Raw genomic sequence first — 16,605 nt, 5'->3', positions numbered from 1 at the left:
GCCATTGTAGAAAGGTCTGACCTAGAATTGTGGGATGGATCAAAAAGAGCAAAGACCTCGAAAGTTGGCCTGGCCCCTGCAGGCGATGCCATTGGCTAGAGCCATGAGCTTAAGCTACGCACTCTTGATCCTGTATGTGAGCCTAAACCCCTTTGACTTTGACTTTCATAATGGAATAGCTGCATGGGCTTGGTTAGATGCCCCTTTGCCGCGCTTCATTACGCTATTTGATGTATCGGTCAATATTTTGGCTTACATCCCATTTGGATTTTTGGTGGTGTTTGCTGCTTACCCAAGATGGCGTAACTATGTCGCACTTGGGATGGCCCTGAGTTTGAGTGCTGTCCTGGCGCTAGGTGTGGAAACATTTCAATCTTGGCTGCCTACTCGCATACCAAGTCAGATGGACTGGTGGGCCAATATCTTAGGGGGTTTATTGGGGGGCTTGTTGGCCATTCCCTTGGGCCCACAATGGCTGTCCGGAAGTGCTATTCGTCGGCGCTTTGATCAATGGTTTGGCCTGAACTGGGCGGCATGCGCCTTATTCCTATTATTTCCGTGGTCGCAGATTTACCCGCAAAGCTCTTGGCTTAGCACCGGTGTCTGGGGACATGCCATATTTGGCTCGGTTGACTGGGGTACTGTAGTCATTAACCAGCTTATTCAAGAGATGGCCATTACATCCCTGTGTTGGCTCGGCATTGCTTTACTGCTCTCACTGGGTTTGCGTACTAAAGCCCCTCAGTGGCGCATTCTCAATGGACTTCTTGGTCTGACGGTATTGATCAAGACTTTATTTACCGCATTGCAATTTGGCGGTGAGTTTAGTTTGATTTGGTTGACCGCAGGCGCCCTTTGGGGAATGGTGCTGGGCAGTATCTTATTGTGGCGGGCCCTAAAGCTAAATCCAAGAGCTAAGTTTTGGCTAGCCTTGATTTGCTTGCTTGGCACCACAATCGCCGTCAATGTTTTGCCTGACAATGCGTATTTCATCCTCACACTAAGGCACTGGTACCAAGGTCGCTTATTGCACTTTAATGAGCTGATGCAGTGGGTTTCAGTAGTATGGTTACCTCTGGCTCTTGTTTGGATGATTCGAAGTGCCATTGACCCTAAACCAAAACATTGATGAATATAATTTTTCTATGAGTTTTTCACACCACTTATTTTTTTGTTTAAACCAACGCAGTAATGGCGAGGAGTGTTGCGAGCAGCACAATGCTTTTGCTTTGTTTGATTACGCTAAGAAAAGAGTGAAAGAACTTGGGCTCTCGGGCCCTGGAAAGATTCGTGTAAACAAGGCTGGATGCCTGGATCGCTGCGCAGATGGACCAGTCATGGTGGTCTACCCTGAGGGTGTTTGGTATACCTTTATCGATACAGATGATGTTGAAGAAATTATCCAATCGCATTTAATCGAGGGGCGTCCTGTAGAGCGCTTGCAACTGACATAGTCATTTAAAGAATTGAAAGTTTTTTATGAATAGCCGTACCAAAGTAATTCAGATTCAAGGAATTGTTGGGTCGATGGAAATGTCCATTGATCTTCCTGATGAATTAAAAAATGATCCAGCGTTTGCAGTGCGTGGCATAGCACTTGTCGCACACCCCCATCCTTTGATGGGTGGAACAATGGATAACAAGGTTGCGCAAACCATGGCGCGCGCTTTTAATCAATTGGGTTATGTTAGTGTGCGCCCAAACTTTCGCGGTGTAGGTGGAACTGAAGGCGTTCATGACGATGGTGTTGGTGAGCTGGAAGATTTGCTGCATGTTACTGACTGGATGCGGACACCTTCAAGCTGGGGTCAGTTTGAAGCAACCGCAAATCAATCCTGGGTAGCAAATGCAAATACTTTACCTTTGGTAGTTTCAGGCTTTTCATTTGGAAGTTTTGTAGGTAGCCACTTAGTGCAAAGACTTACAGAGCTTGGTCGTCCAGCGGAGCGCCTTGTCATGGTGGGTAGCGCTGCTGGTAAGTGGACTCTGGCGCCAGTGCCGGCGGATACGATTTTGATTCATGGTGAATTAGATGAAACCATTCCCTTGATCGATGTTTTGGATTGGGCGCGTCCACAAGAGCTTACTGTTCAAGTGGTACCTGGAGCAGATCATTTTTTTCATCGCCGCCTGCATTGCATTCGCAACATCATCACTGGCGCTTGGTTAGGTATGCCAGATCATCGTAAATAATCAGAACAAGAGAGAATTAGAGAGAATATATGGCTGAAGAAAAATCACTAATCGAATACCCATCGTTATTTCCTATTAAGGTCATGGGTAAAGCAAATCCAGAATATCTTCCTGCGATAGTGCATATTGCAAAACAATTCGACCCCACGTTTGATGAGAGTAAGGTTGAGCAGCGCCCTTCTAAAGATGGAAATTATCTAGGGATAACTTTGCCAATTACTGCTACTAGTCGTGAGCAGCTAGACGAGTTGTATAGAACGCTATCTACTCATCCATTGGTTAGCGTAGTTTTGTAACTTCATTCATGCAAGCTTTAGTAAAACATCTTGGATTGGCAGATTACGTATCTACGTATGAGGCAATGCAAATATTTACTAAAGAGCGCACCGGCGAAACGCCTGATGAGATTTGGGTTTTAGAGCATCCTCCAGTGTTTACTTTAGGTCTTGCAGGGGATGCGACTAACTTACATTCGCCTAGTAATCAAATTCCACTAGTTCAAGTCGATCGCGGCGGTGAAATTACGTATCACGGGCCTGGTCAAATTGTGGTCTACCTATTGTTAGATCTCAGGCGTCTGGGAATATTTGTAAAAGAATTAGTCTCCCGAATAGAACAAGCAGTCATCGATACGCTGGCAGATTTCGGGATTCAAGCCGAAAGACATCCTGGGGCCCCTGGAATTTATGTCTCTGAGCAGGCTGGAGTGCCTCCAGAGTGGGTGGGTACAAAGGTGGCTGCCTTAGGCCTTAAGGTCTCTAAAAGCTGCTCCTATCACGGACTTGCCTTGAATGTGGCCACCGATCTAGAGGCTTTCAAGCGTATCCACCCCTGTGGGTATGAGGGTCTAAAGACTGTCGATATGCAAACCCTTGGGATCAAGGACAATATAGACACTATTAGCCAAAGGCTTTTGCAGCATTTACAAAAGCAACTGATGCCACATGACAACAAATAAGCCTGACACCAACCCAGCTATTGAGGCGCGCCAAGACCTCAATTACGACGCATCGCGTAAACAAAAGTCCAGTGAGAAGACTGCTCGTATTCCAATCAAAATCATTCCTCTACAAGAGGTCTTGAAAAAGCCCGATTGGATTCGGGTAAAGGCAGCGTCAGGCAATTCTCGTTTTGCGGAAATTAAAAAGATTTTGCGCGAGAACGAATTGGTGACTGTTTGCGAAGAGGCTAGTTGTCCCAATATTGGTGAATGTTTTGGTAAGGGAACCGCCACTTTCATGATCATGGGTGACAAGTGCACACGTCGTTGCCCATTTTGCGATGTGGGTCACGGTAGGCCAGATCCGCTGGATGCAAAAGAGCCGGCTAACCTAGCTCGCACAATTGCTGCGCTCAAACTGAACTATGTCGTGATCACTAGCGTAGATCGTGATGATCTGCGTGATGGTGGTGCAATGCATTATGTTGATTGTATTTCTCAATCGCGTGCTCTTTCGCCTAATACTCGTATTGAGGTGTTGGTGCCAGATTTCCGTGGTCGCCTTGATAAGGCGTTGGATATTTTTGCTGAGCACTCACCAAACGGCTTGCCAGATGTGATGAATCACAATCTTGAAACTGTGCCACGTCTGTATAAGCAAGCTAGACCAGGTGCTGATTACCTTCATTCTTTAAAGCTTTTGAAAGACTTCAAAGAACGCTTTCCAAATATCCCTACCAAGAGTGGTTTGATGGTGGGCCTTGGTGAGACGGATGAAGAGATTTTGGAAGTTATGCGGGATATGCGTGAACACAATATCGACATGCTCACTATTGGTCAGTACCTAGCCCCATCAGGACATCATCTACCTGTGACTCGCTATGTTCATCCCGACGTCTTTAAGATGTTTGAGGAAAAAGCCTATGAAATGGGCTTCTCCCATGCAGCTGTAGGCGCCATGGTGCGCTCAAGCTATCACGCAGATCAACAAGCACATGGAGCGGGGATTGTTGTAAATAGTTAGAAGTTATTGCGACAATTTATGTGAATTCCAAAGGTAATTTCTAACATACATCGTTATTTTCTAAATTACATTGTTATTTTATAACTCTTAATCTCGACTAACGTTTGCTGTAGCCCCGATTGCGGTCGATTCCAAGGTAATTTTTTGGGATGCAGTTAACCATCTGAGGGCCGATATTGTTAATGGTAGGCGCTTAAATATTCGGCTAGTTAGATGCAATAACATTGGCCACCATCTGCGCAGTAGTTGCGGATAAAGTCCAGCCTAAATGACCATGACCAGTGTTGTAAAACACATTGGGTTTTGATCCAGGACCCACTTTAGGCATGAGATTGGGCATCATGGGCCGCAATCCCGCCCACGGCACCACAGACCTGGTGGCAACATTCGGAAAGCATTGCTCGACCCAATCAATTAAGGGCTTAATACGATCTGCTCTAATATCTTTATTAAAGCCATTAAATTCGGCGGTACCTGCTACTCGAAAACGATCAACCCCCAGGCGGCTAGTAACGAGCTTAGTCTCATCATCCAAAAGACTGACGGTTGGTGCGCCATTCTGGCTTTGTGCATCCAGGAGATTGACCGTAATCGAATACCCTTTGACAGGGTAGATATTCACCAGATCACCCAACTGCGCAGCCAATTGCCTGCTAGCTACACCAGCACAAATAACCGCCTTATCAAAACCAACCACATGGGATCGTCCGGCTTCATTTAGCGTAATGTGGACTCGCTTGCCGTCCGAGCCGATTTTCTCTACCGATTGCTCATAGAGCGTTTTAACGCCTAGCTTTTCAATGGCAAGTGATAGGTCATGTGTAAATTTATGAATATCGCCCGTAGAATCACTTTCGGTAAAGTAGCCGCCGTAATAAGTACCGGCTAAGGTGGGCTCAATAGCGCGCATTTCATCAGGCGTAACAGCCCTACGATCAAGACCGCCTTTAGCCAGCAATTTGGAAACTTTGCCGGCATGGGAAAAGCTCGCTTTATCACGATAGATGTGCAAAATCCCTTCATGCTTTAAATCAAAATCAATACCTTCTTCTTGCGCCCAGGAGAATAAATATTCTCTAGCAGCAATAGCCATCTTGGCCGTCTCAATGGTATTTTTTTCATAATGAGGAATGTTGGCAATAAACTCCCCGAACCAAGATAGCTTATGCCAAGTAGGTTTTGGATTAATGAGAAGCGGCGCATCATTTTTGAGTATCCACTGCATTCCTTTAAGCAAAGTAGACCAATGCGTCCACACCTCGGCGTTCGATGCAGAAAGCTGTCCGCCGTTAGCAAAAGAAGTCTCCATACCGGCGTAGCGATGACGTTCAATCACCGTGACATCAAATCCTTGTTTAACTAATGCGTAGGCTGTCGTAATGCCAGTGATGCCGCCACCAATAACTGCAATGGTTTTCATAAAGATCCTAAAGACGTCAATAAGGTTAGGCTACCTAGCAATGGGCTAGGTAAGCCCCCTCTGTCTTGGACCTGAGAGATTCACGCATGCCATTGATGACAAGACGCTTGCTCCTTCGGTATATTTGGCTGACGAAAAAAGCCAATAACTCTTCAGAGTGATACAACATAGCATCGGTTCATTTGCCTGAGAGTTTCCGGGGCGGTTGCTCCTTCGGCGTTGCTGGCAAAGATTTATCTGACCAATCAATCTCTCCCGATGCTACGAGAAATATCTTAACCGATTTTGAATGTCAGTCTTTGTTGTTTGGTTGTAGATCTTTTTAAATAAGTCATTATCCTTGGAGCGGGTGATGGGAATCGAACCCACGCTATCAGCTTGGGAAGCTGAAGTTCTACCATTGAACTACACCCGCGCATTGATACTGCTTTGGCGGAAACGGAGGGATTCGAACCCTCGATACTTTTACAAATATGCCGGTTTAGTAGACCGGTGCCTTCAGCCACTCGGCCACGTTTCCGTGATTAGATTATAGGGAGTGCAAATAATTTATTCGCAACTGTGGGTTGAATTTGTAATTTGTGTTGGCCCAAACTACATCGTTATTTTCTAATCACATCAAGCAATCGTGATTTAGAAAACTTGCGTACTAAATTTTTTTACATAGGAAATTTATAGATCATGATTAAATAAACGTTAAATTTATTTTGGGGTAGTTAATGCCAAGCGTATTAATTGAAATTCGTAAGAACTACAGCAAGAGCGAAGAGATAGCTCTAATGGATGCTTTGCATGGTGCGTTGGTGGATTCGTTCAAAATTAAGCCAACCGATAAGACGATTCGCCTTGTCGTTCATGAGCCCCACCGATTTGCTCATCCACCCACGCTAACTCAGCCTGAATTCTTTACCCACATCACTATCAATGCTTTTACGGGCAGAACCCTAGAAGCTAAGCGAAATCTATATCAAGCCATTGTGGCTCGATTGGGTGCCTTTGGCATTCCCTCTGACCATATTCTGATATTGCTCCAAGAAAGCCCCCTAGACAATTGGGGTGTACGAGGTGGGCAAGCAGCTTGCGATATTGATTTGGGATTTAAGGTAAATATTTAAGTGATTACTTCAGAATTTGCTAACCAATTTGCTGGGGAATGGCTGTCTGCTTGGAATAGCCATAATCTCGATTTAATCCTCTCGCACTATGCTGATGATTTTGAAATGATTTCGCCCTACATCGTTGCTATTACAGGTGAGCCTTCAGGCACTTTGCAGGGCAAGAAAGCGGTTGGGCAATATTGGGCTACTGCTTTAGCTAAATACCCGGGGCTGTATTTTGACCTACGCCAAGTATTGATTGGCGTACAAAGCGTGGTTATTTACTACCAAGGCATCAGTGGCATGGCCGCCGAAACTTTTATATTTAACCAAGAGGGCAAGGTTATGAAGTCAATTGCCCATTACGAGTAAACCTAAATCCACTACAACCCATGTCCCAAATTAAGATCTACGGCCTTAAAAGCTCTTTCGCATGCTATCGCAATACTCTCTCTGATGTTATTCATAAGGCGGTGGTAGAGGCCTTAGCTTATCCAGTCGATAAGAAGTTTCATCGTTTTATTGGAATGAGTAATGAAGACTTTTTCTTTCCTGCTGATCGAGGTTCTCACTACACCATCATTGAAATCTCGATGTTTGAGGGGCGATCTGTAGAGACTAAGAAGACTCTGATTAAATTGCTGTTTCAATATATTGAGCAGGACGTTGGCATTGCCCCGCAAGATGTAGAAATCACCATCTTTGAAACCCCAAAACATAACTGGGGGATTCGGGGGCAATGCGGTGATGAGTTGATGCTTGGCTATAAGGTGGGCGTTTGAATATGTTGGAGACGTCTTACCCTACCATCCAGTCCATTTTCATTGCTTCTGAAGCGAGCATTGCAATGCGTTCCATAGATCGCATTGAAGCCATTGCAGAAATCGGCCTTGAAAACGATCGCTATGCTCTTGGAATAGGCGCATTTTCAACAACAGCAGTAGGAAAGGTTCGAGATATTACTTTCATCTCCCAGGCTGCCATAGATGAGGCTAATAGTGCTTTAGCTCAAATGAACGAACCAAGCTATGACGGCAGTCAAACACGTCGTAATGTGGTTCTAACTAATATTAGCGCGCAAGATCTTAATGATTTAGTGGGTAAGCAATTTCAGATTGGCGATGCCTTATTTGAAGGCACCGAGCTATGTAACCCCTGCAAGCGTCCAGCCAAATTATTGGGAAGGAAGATCTTTATGCAAGTTTTTGAAAATAAAGGCGGCATTAGAGCAAAGGTGATCCAGTCAGGCGTATTGAATATCGGCGCTAAGCTAGTTGTGCTTTAAATGAGTGCAAGATCTGTATTTGAACTTTTGGCTTTAGCCGCCCTATGGGGTGCTTCCTTTATCTGCTTACGCATTGCCGTCCCGCAATTTGGTGCTGTCCCACTCATTTTTCTACGGGTTAGCATGGCCGCCCTTGTTCTCACTCCATTAATTATTCGATCAAGGGTAATTGATCAAATCAAAAAAGCACCTTGGGCGATCTTTTTCATGGGATTGTTTATGTCGGCTATTCCCTTTACTTTGTTAGCGTATGCTTCACATGCACTAGAAGCAGGCACGATGGTGGTAATTAACGCTACCGCCCCGATTTGGGCGGCGCTCATTTCTAGCCAGATGAATGGTTATCGCCTCACTAAAAGTCAAGGTGCTGGGATGGTGATTGGTCTTCTGGGGGTGTGCTTCATTGCTTGGGGCAGCGTTGGAATAAAGCAAGGTGGTGACGCGGGCTTGGCGATCTTGGCATCTGTTGGGGCTACCTTTTGTTATGGCTTGGGATCATCTTTAGGTAAACGTTACTTAGAAGATGTAAGTCCTATAGCGATTACCTTTGGTAGTCTTGCGTTTGCTAGTGCTTTATTAGTAATTCCGGCAATACTGTTTATGCCGCCAGTGATGCCTACTCCAGATGCTTGGATCGTTTCCGGCATTCTAGGTGTGGGATGCACTGCAGCAGCATATTTGCTTTTCTATCGTTTAACCAAAACAATTGGCGGGGAAAGAGCGATTGCCGTTACTTATCTGCAGCCCTTATTTGGTATTACATGGGGCGTTTTGCTTTTAGGAGAATCTATTTCGATATTAATTGTGGTGGGTGGCCTAGTGATTCTGTTGGGGACGGCACTCGTCACCAATTTACCTTTGTCACAAAAAATAGCTAAATCTTATAAGTTAAGAGCAAGATCTAAGCCTTGCTTATGACGCTGTCATTAGTAAAGCCCGTATTACCAGTGAACTTCCGCTAACCACTAATAGCAGATGAACAACTTTGCGCACCTGCTCTGGATTCATGCGCGTGTGTAATTTCACACCCAACAGCATTCCGCCAGCCATAAATCCTAGCAAGGCAATGACAGCTATTCCAAGATCTATTTTTAATAGCAATCCTGAGATTAGAAAAATAACCACTCGCACCACTACGCTAATGGCAATAATGGTGCTCATGGTTGCGCGCATCACCGTGGGATTATGCAGACGCCTAGATATATAAATTGCGTAGATGGGGCCACCGGTACCAAATAAGGAACTGGCTGCGCCGCCCAGAAGGGAAATAGGGATACGCCACCACGGCGCAATGGTTCCAACAGCTTTATTGCGCAGCAATGTGATGAGCGCATACCCCGCTACAAATAGGCCAAGGGCTAGCATCAGGTAGCGCTCTGGGGCACTCTTTAATAAGTAAGCTCCTAATACCATGCCAATGAGCATGAATGCCAGCATGGGGCCAATGTCTTTCATATCGCGCGCTTGCAGTCCTTTGTTTGCCCGCATCATCAAAATGGCCGATAAATCGAGTAATACCATGAGGGGTACTACAAATTGAAGGGGTAAGAATTGCGCCAAAATGGGCACAACAATAATCGTTGAACCAAAACCACTAATGCCAAAGGCGACATAGCCAGCAAAGACTACCAGTGGCGCAATCAGATATACCCAGGCCGAAAATTCCATATCGCCCCATTTCCCTTGCTATGACTTGATTTGAGTGATTTGATTCTTCTCGCCTACTAAAACTATCGTTGGGCGGTGGTTTTCAAGATGGGTCCGATCAATCTGGCCATAAGTGCAAATAATCAAGTGATCGCCAACATGCGCCCTTCTAGCTGCAGCGCCATTAAGTGAAATAATCCCCGAACCCTTGGGTGCTTTAATAATGTAGGTAGAAAAGCGCTCACCGTTATTAATGTTGTAGAGCTCAATCTTTTCAAACTCATGCATCTTGGCAGCAATCAGCAAATTCTCATCAATCCCGCAGGAGCCTTCGTAGTGAAGATCGGCTTCGGTTACGGTTACGCGATGAAGTTTAGAAAGTAGCATGATGTGTTGCATGGATTTCCTGGGGATATAAGTGGGTTTCAATAAGGATTGCGATAGTCAATATTCGTTACTATTGCATAAATGAATTCTCATGGGTTAAAGTTGAAGGCATGAAGTTTTCGAAAAATCTTATTGAACAGGCCATCAAAGGTTCAGATATAAGCGGCCTATCCATCTCTGAGCAAATCGAGCATTGGGCAAGCATTGGCTCGATGGTGGAGGCTAATCCCGATTTGCCATATGACTTTATTAAAGCTGTATTGGATTCTGATCGAGATGCCTGTCTTGAGGAGTATCGATACTCTTAAATTCCTATTAGTTGGTAATCCAATAGGCTATCGCCGAGGCCCATAGGGTCATCAATACTAAAAACAATCTTTCAGCACTTAAAAGTCCTTTGGGCCTTGGTGCTAAGCAGACACTACACCATAGCCGATCACCCAGAGTGTGGGCTTTACAGTTTTTACAGGGAATGCGCTTCATGGGGGGCATTAATTCATCGCCATACTAGGGTGCAATATAGTGCGGCTAGCGCACAAAGCACCAGCATCAAATGAATCACTATGCCAAGCATTTTCTCAAGCATATTGATTGGTCATTGATGTATCCGGGGATAAGCGATCCCAATCCATTGCATTATTGGGCACTCCATATAAATGCTTATTCGGGATTGCTTCAATAGCGCCACTAATGGAATTGCTATCGACTATTGAGATATCGCCATACAAAGCATGAAAACGCATATCACTAGACAGGGCAATATAAAAAGGCTTTAAAACCGTATCGTGTTTGAGAAGCTTAATCACTTGCTATAACCAATTATTTGGATTTTCTAAGCATAAAGACAGGCGGTCGATGCGGGCATCCCTTATTTGTGGGGTTTGCATAATATAGGACGTTATGCAAAATAAGTTCAGCGTTGTGACGACGCTCCTTTTAGTCTGGGTGTATGTACTTCCCCCGCCCCTCAAAAGGCGGGGGATTTTTAATGGCCTCATTCTTGGTGGCGCTATGGCCAAGTTGCAGTAATGATTTATTAGAGGACTCAATGAATCAGCTTCGGGCCATGCCCGCCATCGCCGATCTGTCCAAAGATGATTTGATTTGGCGTTTAGATTGGCTTGGCGAATGTGGCTATCCAATGGTCATCAGGCGTTATGGCCAACCCAGCATTAAGACGGTATTTTCACCCTTAGTCTGTGAAAAAGATGATCAAACTGCCTTACTTTTGCCTGGCGCCACCGATCATCACCATCAAAAAGAAGTTTGGCTGGCTATCTCAGCGCTGCCAATTTTGACTATCGGCAGTCTTTGGCAAAAAGGCCTCAAGATTGCTGAGCCCGAATATCGAATTGAAGCGTTCCATGATCTACAAATCAATCCAGAAACGACTTCCTTCATTAAGGCTGGCAAAGATATTGATGGCAATTTTGTATTGCCCTTGGGTAGCCACCCTTGGCATCGGCTTCATACGCATGCTTACTGCGTAATGGTGAGTCTCCCAAATGGCAGGAGATTGGTTATTCCTTGCATTGAGCTGATTCGTTTTTACTTTGGGTCATCCGGCAACTTTATCCAAAGACTTTTTACTGAGCCCTTAGGCGCTAATACGCTTTGGAGCTCTAAAAAGTTTGATGTGAAAACTCAGGGATTGCATTTAGTTCTCGCTGATCGGCTTTCTGGAGTCTCAGCCTCGGATATTGGACGCATTGCAGGCAGTCAATTTGCTTGGCGCTCTGCGGCGGGTATTTACTCCTCTTGCATGAAGGCATCAGCGCAGAATTTGCCGATCTACCCTTATACGGGATTTCCGTTTGAGGGCAAGACTGATTTAGGTGTGAGTGGAGTTTGGTTGCCTTTTGGGGATAAAGAAAGTCACACTTTTCTTGTTTATCGAATAAATACTTGTACCCACCCCTTTCCCTTTAGAAAGCTAACTTACGATTTGGCTGATTGCAGGGTTCGAGCAGGCAATGGGGGTGATTGCAAGCCAAAGACCGGTGGGACCGCCAGGAGCGGTTCTGATAAGTCGCAAGTAGTGAATAAAGAGCCTGGGAGTAATAAGGCTCAGCGAAGTGCTGTATTTACAACCAAGACTAAGTTTCCAGATCTGGAGAAAAAGCCTGTCTGGCGCATCAAGGCTGAAGCAATGGAATCGGCAGATGTGTTTCTAAGAAATGCGGATGTCACGCTCGCGCAAATTGCATTTGGGGAATCGGGCTATGCCACTGATCATGCTGGGCTAGATTTACAACAATGGACCCCATGGCAAGAAAACGAGGATGAGCCATTACCGCAGTTTGTGATTGATGGTCTGAAGATGCTGGCCGAAGACCCGCAGTATAGTGCTGCTGGGTGTGAGTTAAAGGTGGTTTGTCCACCCGGCAAAAGAAGCCCAATCTTTAATCTGCCCTACATTGTTAGTGAGGACGGGGAGATTGAAGAAGAAAGCATGTTTGTGAAGGAGGATGGCGGGGTTCGGCAGAGGCGGGGATGTTTTGTTGATGGTTGCGAACATAAGATTCTAATTATTGAGACCATACCTTTCCCCAAAATAAATAAAAGTGTTGAATTACATTATGAGATGAATTTCATGAGGTGCAACTTGTGTGGCGAAAAGGAAACTACGCAAGGATCAATATGGATGTAAGGATGCGCTTAAGTAATTCCTTATGGCAAACGGCCGTTGTGTCTTCATTCAAATGAATGTTATGAACTTTGTACCCGTTAAGGACTATATTTTTATGGAAAAAAAACGCGGGCGGTTATGATTAGTGTGAAGTATACCAACAACCACACGTTAAACGTAATACAGACAACCTTTTGGTTAATTGAATGAAGCTCAAAAATAATCCATCAAAACCTAAAAAAACTACAAAAAAAACTCTCACCCAAGAAGATAGAGATCGAAAAAAACATATCAAAGGTGTTAGAAGTTTGATGGCATTATTGGGTTTTAATTGCTTTCAATCTGATCAAAAAGAAATTCATTTTGAGGGTAGAACGGGCGAAATTGACGATATTTTTGTATTTGAAAATATCATTGTCATATTGGAGTACACGGCAACAAACAATGTTGCTGAACATCTTTCGAAGAAAAAAGTGCTACTCGATAAAATACACGGAAATCAGCGGAAATTTATTTCATATGCCAAGGAAGCCTATGGACAGAGGTTCATTGATCTATTGGATTCGCAGTTTGCTGATAATGATTTTAAAGTCTGCATCATTTATGCATCTAAAAAGATAAAGCCTTCAGAGGAGATGCTTCAAAGTATGGAGTATCTACGTGTATTTCATGGCGCAACTGAGACGTATTTCGAGGCGTTAGTTAAGTCAATTGAAAAATCAGCTAGATTTGAATTCTATAAATTTCTAGGGCTACAATTTTCAGATGTTGGTCAAGCAACTTACGACACAAAGGAGCATATTTCTATTTATCAGGCATATTTGTTGCCAGAGAACTTTAGCAATTACCCTCAGGGAACAAAAATTTTATCTTTTTATGCTGACCCAAAAAGCGTAATTGAATCTGCGTATGTTTTGCGGAGAGATGGCTGGCAAGAGGATGGTGATGGATTCTACCAGCGGGTATTAGTGCATTCCAAAATAAAGCAAATGAGAAGCTATTTGGCTGATGAAGGCCGTGTTTTTGTAAATAATGTGATCGCTACTTTACCAAGCTCTACCATAATTCGCGATTATGATGTATCTGGAAAAACCTTGACCGAAGAAGATCTCTATGATTTAAAGCCGGTAAAGGTAGAGGTGCCAAAGAGTTATGACGGAATAGGAATCATAGATGGGCAGCATAGGGTTTTTTGCTACCATGAAGGCAGGGGTACTCAAGAAAAAACAATTGCCTCGCTGAGAACAAAACAATTATTGCTGATTACGGGAATAATTTTCCCTGAAGGCACCCCCGAAATACAGAAGTTGGCCTATGAGGCTAGGTTATTTCTCGAAATAAACGATAAGCAAAAACGTGTTCATTCTGCGTTAAAACAGGATATTGAATTAATTCTCAATCCTCGATCTAGTACCTCAATAGCAAAATCAGTAATTAAAAATATGTCCAAATCGGGTATATATAAAGGGATGCTACAGACTAACTATTTTGATAGATCTAAAAAAATAAAAACATCATCAATAGTTAGTTATGGTCTCAAGTATTTGGTTAACGTTGATGGGGCAAACTCTTTATTTTCCATATGGGAAGATGGTAGGAAAAATGAATTGCTTAAAAAAGATATAACCACACCCAATTTAGTCTTAAGTGCTTATATAGACTTCTGTACCGAGAAAATTAATGAGTTTTTTGTATTTATAAAAAAGGCGTATGGGCTTGAGAATGGGGTATGGAACATTGAAGATGAGGACAGATCTCCGCTACTTAATCAGCCAGTAATTAGTGGCCTTATACATACAATGAGGGTTCTAATTGAAAAAGGCAGACCCATAAACGCGAAATCATATGAGCAAAAATTCTTCAAGATTGAAGAATTTAATTTTACAAAATACCAATCAAGTCACTGGAAGGAATTGGCCGTTGATTTTTACGAAAACCATTATAGGTAGCAGTGAATATGGAATTAATTACATATCCAAAAATGACTTGGTTTAATTGCAACCTTTTCTCCGGGCTTGGGTACATAAATTTCTTTTTCAAGGGGCCTAAATTTGGCCCTTCCATTTGACGCATCTTTAAGTCTTTTTTCAGCAATTTCAGCATAGTCTGGGTCTAACTCTGCGCCCAGAAATCTCCTGCGCTCATTTAGGGCTGCTACACCTGTGCTTGCAACTCCTGAAAACGGATCAAATACCAATCCATCAATTGGAGCCAGGGCTCTAATAAGTCTAATTGCCAGTGCTACTGGGAATTGACATGGATGATCTGTTTTTTCAACATGATTTGCTTTCACATTGGGAATATCCCAAATGTCGCTCGGATTTTTCCCTTTGGGGTTGCCGCTAAATTCCCCCTTTTTTGTACCCTTGTTTGCAATTTTCCCCGGGTATTTCTGCGGCACCCTCACCGCATCCAAATCAAAATGATATTCTCCGCCCCCTTTTGTGTACCACATTACCACTTCATACCTACCGCTAAAACGATTGGTGCAGTGAAATCCATGGCCAAAGGTCCAGACCACTCTATTTCTAAGGGCGATATCTTCTTGCTTTGACATGATTTCATGAACTAGAAAATCCAAAGGTGTAATGGCTCCACTTTGAACATGAAAGCCGACTTGCCAGCATATGCTGCCACCAGGCTTGGTAATTCTAATTATTTCTGGGAGCAGAGATTCATGTGCCTTTATAAAGGTTGCAACATCGTTGCCAGATTCATATTCTTTGCCCATGCAATAGGGCGGCGAAGAAATAGTCAGGTCTATGCTGTTATCAGGCATTTTCGATAACAGCTCGTTGCAGTCGCCGTTATATAGCCTCGCATTTATTCCAAAATCGGAAATAAGATCTAGGGCGGTAGAGGCTCTTTTAGTGACTATTTTATGAGATGACATGTAGTATTGCTTTCCTTTGTCGATATCATAGATCCAATTGGGGGCTAATGCAAAGCACACATTCATTTATATAAATAAATTGCGGGTTCTCCAGTTTGAAAACCTGCCAATAACCACCATATACCAACTCGGCATGTCATTAAAGTCCCTCTTTAGGTGGTTATACCTAATAGCCTTCGCTTCAATGGCCTCCCTTAGTGAGGACCCTAAATCAAGCATCAAGTAGGCAATAAGCTGTAGCACAAGATGCCTTGTTTCAACTCCAGCTCCCTCAATGTCAGCTTTGATATCTAAGGCAATTTCATCAACATCCATGATATTGCAAAGGTGTGAATAGAGCTTCACTGTGGGATTGCTGGTGAATATCAGCTTTGTAAAATGGTGCATTATCAAAAGATTGTCAATTTCAGACTGATCTAGCGATCCATCCTGTAGCTTTCGACTAAGATTGCCTAAAAAAATACTAACATCGCTGCTTGCATGGCTTGCCCGAATTGTTGGCGATTTACTTAAGTCAATTCCGCAGTAATGACATTCTTTTAATGAAACTGTCGTGACGTATTGGTTGCGCCTCATATCATTGCGATGAAATGCCACTCCGTGACCACAATACGGGCATCTGTCATTCAGCATACAGTTATGGATTGTGCAAACCGTATTAAATGCCACGCGCCAGGATTTCCTAAAGTATGGCTCTTTATCTTGCGCCAAGCACTCAGGACAAAACTGAAGTCCAAAACCTTCAAACTTTCGGTGATGTAGCCTTAGGCTCTGAATCCAGCTAAGCGTTCCAGATGCTCTGTGTCGGTGATACACGATACCTTGGTAGCTCTGTAGGGTTGTATCCATGACTTGATCAATGGCGGCTCCGGTGCGATCAGATAACCCCCTGATGAGCCAGTCAGGAGCCAAGCGATCAATATCCCTATTCCAAACCTGAAGTCGATTACCAAAAATGAGGTTGCAGAAAGTTTGTACTTTAAGCCCATGGCTATGGGCTAGCCTAACTAGCCATGAAGAAAGCAATTCATCGGGCAATGGTTTGAAATGAATGGGCCATAGCGGTGATGTCAGCCCTCTCAATTGCTGT

General features: G+C 43.8%; 20 protein-coding genes, 2 tRNA genes and 1 riboswitch. Of the genes, 14 read left to right on the top strand and 8 right to left on the bottom strand.

Annotated elements, in window-relative coordinates; translation table 11 throughout:
• The first annotated feature begins 34 nt into the window (after positions 1-34).
• Genes ICN48_RS04740 through lipA form a run of 6 tightly spaced genes read left to right on the top strand, consistent with a single transcriptional unit; the run spans position 35 to position 4,157 of the window.
• On the top strand, positions 35-1,129 hold the full coding sequence (locus tag ICN48_RS04740) for a VanZ family protein (protein WP_216152560.1): 1,095 nt from the start codon (positions 35-37) through the stop codon (positions 1,127-1,129).
• A gap of 16 nt (positions 1,130-1,145) precedes the next feature.
• The gene (locus tag ICN48_RS04735) at positions 1,146-1,454 is read left to right on the top strand and encodes a ferredoxin (RefSeq protein ID WP_216152559.1); all 309 of its coding nucleotides are present in this window, start codon (positions 1,146-1,148) and stop codon (positions 1,452-1,454) included.
• 25 nt (positions 1,455-1,479) lie between these two features.
• Positions 1,480-2,193, top strand: a complete 714-nt coding sequence (locus tag ICN48_RS04730) for an alpha/beta hydrolase (protein WP_216152558.1) — start codon at positions 1,480-1,482, stop codon at positions 2,191-2,193.
• Between the two features lie 29 nt (positions 2,194-2,222).
• A complete protein-coding gene (locus ICN48_RS04725; RefSeq protein ID WP_072582654.1) occupies positions 2,223-2,489 on the top strand; it encodes a DUF493 family protein in 267 nt (88 codons plus the stop codon).
• 8 nt (positions 2,490-2,497) lie between these two features.
• Entirely contained in the window at positions 2,498-3,151 is a 654-nt protein-coding gene (gene lipB, locus ICN48_RS04720; RefSeq protein WP_216152557.1) for a lipoyl(octanoyl) transferase LipB, read from the top strand.
• Positions 3,138-4,157 (top strand): lipoyl synthase, encoded by a 1,020-nt coding sequence (gene lipA, locus ICN48_RS04715; RefSeq protein ID WP_216152556.1) that lies wholly within the window; start codon positions 3,138-3,140, stop codon positions 4,155-4,157. The genes lipB and lipA overlap by 14 nt, the downstream gene beginning before the upstream one ends.
• A gap of 205 nt (positions 4,158-4,362) precedes the next feature.
• Here lipA and ICN48_RS04710 read toward each other — a convergent pair whose 3' ends face one another.
• The 3 genes from ICN48_RS04710 to ICN48_RS04700 all read right to left on the bottom strand — a co-directional run bounded on the left by ICN48_RS04710 (position 4,363) and on the right by ICN48_RS04700 (position 6,097).
• A complete protein-coding gene (locus ICN48_RS04710) occupies positions 4,363-5,577 on the bottom strand; it encodes a D-amino acid dehydrogenase (RefSeq protein ID WP_216152555.1) in 1,215 nt (404 codons plus the stop codon).
• Positions 5,578-5,741: 164 nt separating this feature from the next.
• A riboswitch (glycine riboswitch) is annotated at positions 5,742-5,845 on the bottom strand.
• A 73-nt stretch (positions 5,846-5,918) separates the two neighbouring features.
• Positions 5,919-5,992 (bottom strand) — tRNA-Gly (locus tag ICN48_RS04705).
• A 15-nt stretch (positions 5,993-6,007) separates the two neighbouring features.
• Positions 6,008-6,097: transfer RNA gene (locus ICN48_RS04700), tRNA-Ser, on the bottom strand.
• 199 nt (positions 6,098-6,296) lie between these two features.
• Here ICN48_RS04700 and ICN48_RS04695 point away from each other — a divergent pair.
• The 5 genes from ICN48_RS04695 to ICN48_RS04675 are packed head-to-tail and all read left to right on the top strand — an operon-like array spanning position 6,297 to position 8,877.
• On the top strand, positions 6,297-6,692 hold the full coding sequence (locus tag ICN48_RS04695) for a tautomerase family protein (RefSeq protein WP_216152554.1): 396 nt from the start codon (positions 6,297-6,299) through the stop codon (positions 6,690-6,692).
• Positions 6,693-7,046: a nuclear transport factor 2 family protein gene (locus ICN48_RS04690; protein ID WP_216152553.1), complete on the top strand. Its 354-nt coding sequence runs from the start codon at positions 6,693-6,695 to the stop codon at positions 7,044-7,046.
• Between the two features lie 20 nt (positions 7,047-7,066).
• Positions 7,067-7,456, top strand: a complete 390-nt coding sequence (locus ICN48_RS04685; protein ID WP_216152552.1) for a tautomerase family protein — start codon at positions 7,067-7,069, stop codon at positions 7,454-7,456.
• Between the two features lie 2 nt (positions 7,457-7,458).
• Positions 7,459-7,959 (top strand): MOSC domain-containing protein, encoded by a 501-nt coding sequence (locus tag ICN48_RS04680; protein WP_255539466.1) that lies wholly within the window; start codon positions 7,459-7,461, stop codon positions 7,957-7,959.
• Positions 7,960-8,877 carry a DMT family transporter gene (locus ICN48_RS04675; protein WP_216152551.1) on the top strand — a complete coding sequence of 306 codons (918 nt, stop codon included), beginning with the start codon at positions 7,960-7,962 and terminating at the stop codon, positions 8,875-8,877. It abuts the gene before it with no gap.
• Here the strand turns inward: ICN48_RS04675 and ICN48_RS04670 are convergent.
• Together ICN48_RS04670 and panD are read right to left on the bottom strand one after the other, a co-directional pair.
• Entirely contained in the window at positions 8,872-9,627 is a 756-nt protein-coding gene (locus ICN48_RS04670; RefSeq protein WP_216152550.1) for a sulfite exporter TauE/SafE family protein, read from the bottom strand. The genes ICN48_RS04675 and ICN48_RS04670 overlap by 6 nt on opposite strands.
• An 18-nt stretch (positions 9,628-9,645) precedes the next feature.
• Positions 9,646-10,005, bottom strand: a complete 360-nt coding sequence (panD, locus tag ICN48_RS04665; RefSeq protein WP_216152549.1) for an aspartate 1-decarboxylase — start codon at positions 10,003-10,005, stop codon at positions 9,646-9,648.
• 98 nt (positions 10,006-10,103) lie between these two features.
• Between panD and ICN48_RS04660 the strand changes: the two genes are divergently transcribed.
• Entirely contained in the window at positions 10,104-10,301 is a 198-nt protein-coding gene (locus tag ICN48_RS04660; RefSeq protein ID WP_216152548.1) for a ParD-like family protein, read from the top strand.
• A gap of 270 nt (positions 10,302-10,571) precedes the next feature.
• Here the strand turns inward: ICN48_RS04660 and ICN48_RS04655 are convergent, their stop codons facing one another.
• Positions 10,572-10,799 (bottom strand): hypothetical protein, encoded by a 228-nt coding sequence (locus tag ICN48_RS04655; RefSeq protein WP_216152547.1) that lies wholly within the window; start codon positions 10,797-10,799, stop codon positions 10,572-10,574.
• A 242-nt stretch (positions 10,800-11,041) separates the two neighbouring features.
• Between ICN48_RS04655 and ICN48_RS04650 the strand changes: the two genes are divergently transcribed.
• Together ICN48_RS04650 and ICN48_RS04645 are read left to right on the top strand one after the other, a co-directional pair.
• The gene (locus ICN48_RS04650; protein ID WP_216152546.1) at positions 11,042-12,643 is read left to right on the top strand and encodes a hypothetical protein; all 1,602 of its coding nucleotides are present in this window, start codon (positions 11,042-11,044) and stop codon (positions 12,641-12,643) included.
• A 185-nt stretch (positions 12,644-12,828) separates the two neighbouring features.
• Complete coding sequence (locus ICN48_RS04645; RefSeq protein WP_216152545.1) at positions 12,829-14,571, top strand: DGQHR domain-containing protein; 1,743 nt, start codon at positions 12,829-12,831, stop codon at positions 14,569-14,571.
• Between the two features lie 14 nt (positions 14,572-14,585).
• Here the strand turns inward: ICN48_RS04645 and ICN48_RS04640 are convergent, their stop codons facing one another.
• The gene (locus tag ICN48_RS04640; protein WP_216152544.1) at positions 14,586-15,515 is read right to left on the bottom strand and encodes a site-specific DNA-methyltransferase; all 930 of its coding nucleotides are present in this window, start codon (positions 15,513-15,515) and stop codon (positions 14,586-14,588) included.
• 66 nt (positions 15,516-15,581) lie between these two features.
• Positions 15,582-16,598, bottom strand: coding sequence for a TniQ family protein (locus ICN48_RS04635; RefSeq protein WP_216152543.1), 1,017 nt, complete (start codon positions 16,596-16,598; stop codon positions 15,582-15,584).
• Positions 16,599-16,605 lie beyond the last annotated feature (7 nt).

Origin of the sequence: Polynucleobacter sp. JS-Safj-400b-B2 (genome assembly GCF_018881975.1) — a bacterium.
Lineage (GTDB): Bacteria > Pseudomonadota > Gammaproteobacteria > Burkholderiales > Burkholderiaceae > Polynucleobacter.
Note: the sequence above shows the minus strand (reverse complement) of the source record. Positions and strands in the feature narration are given on the sequence as shown.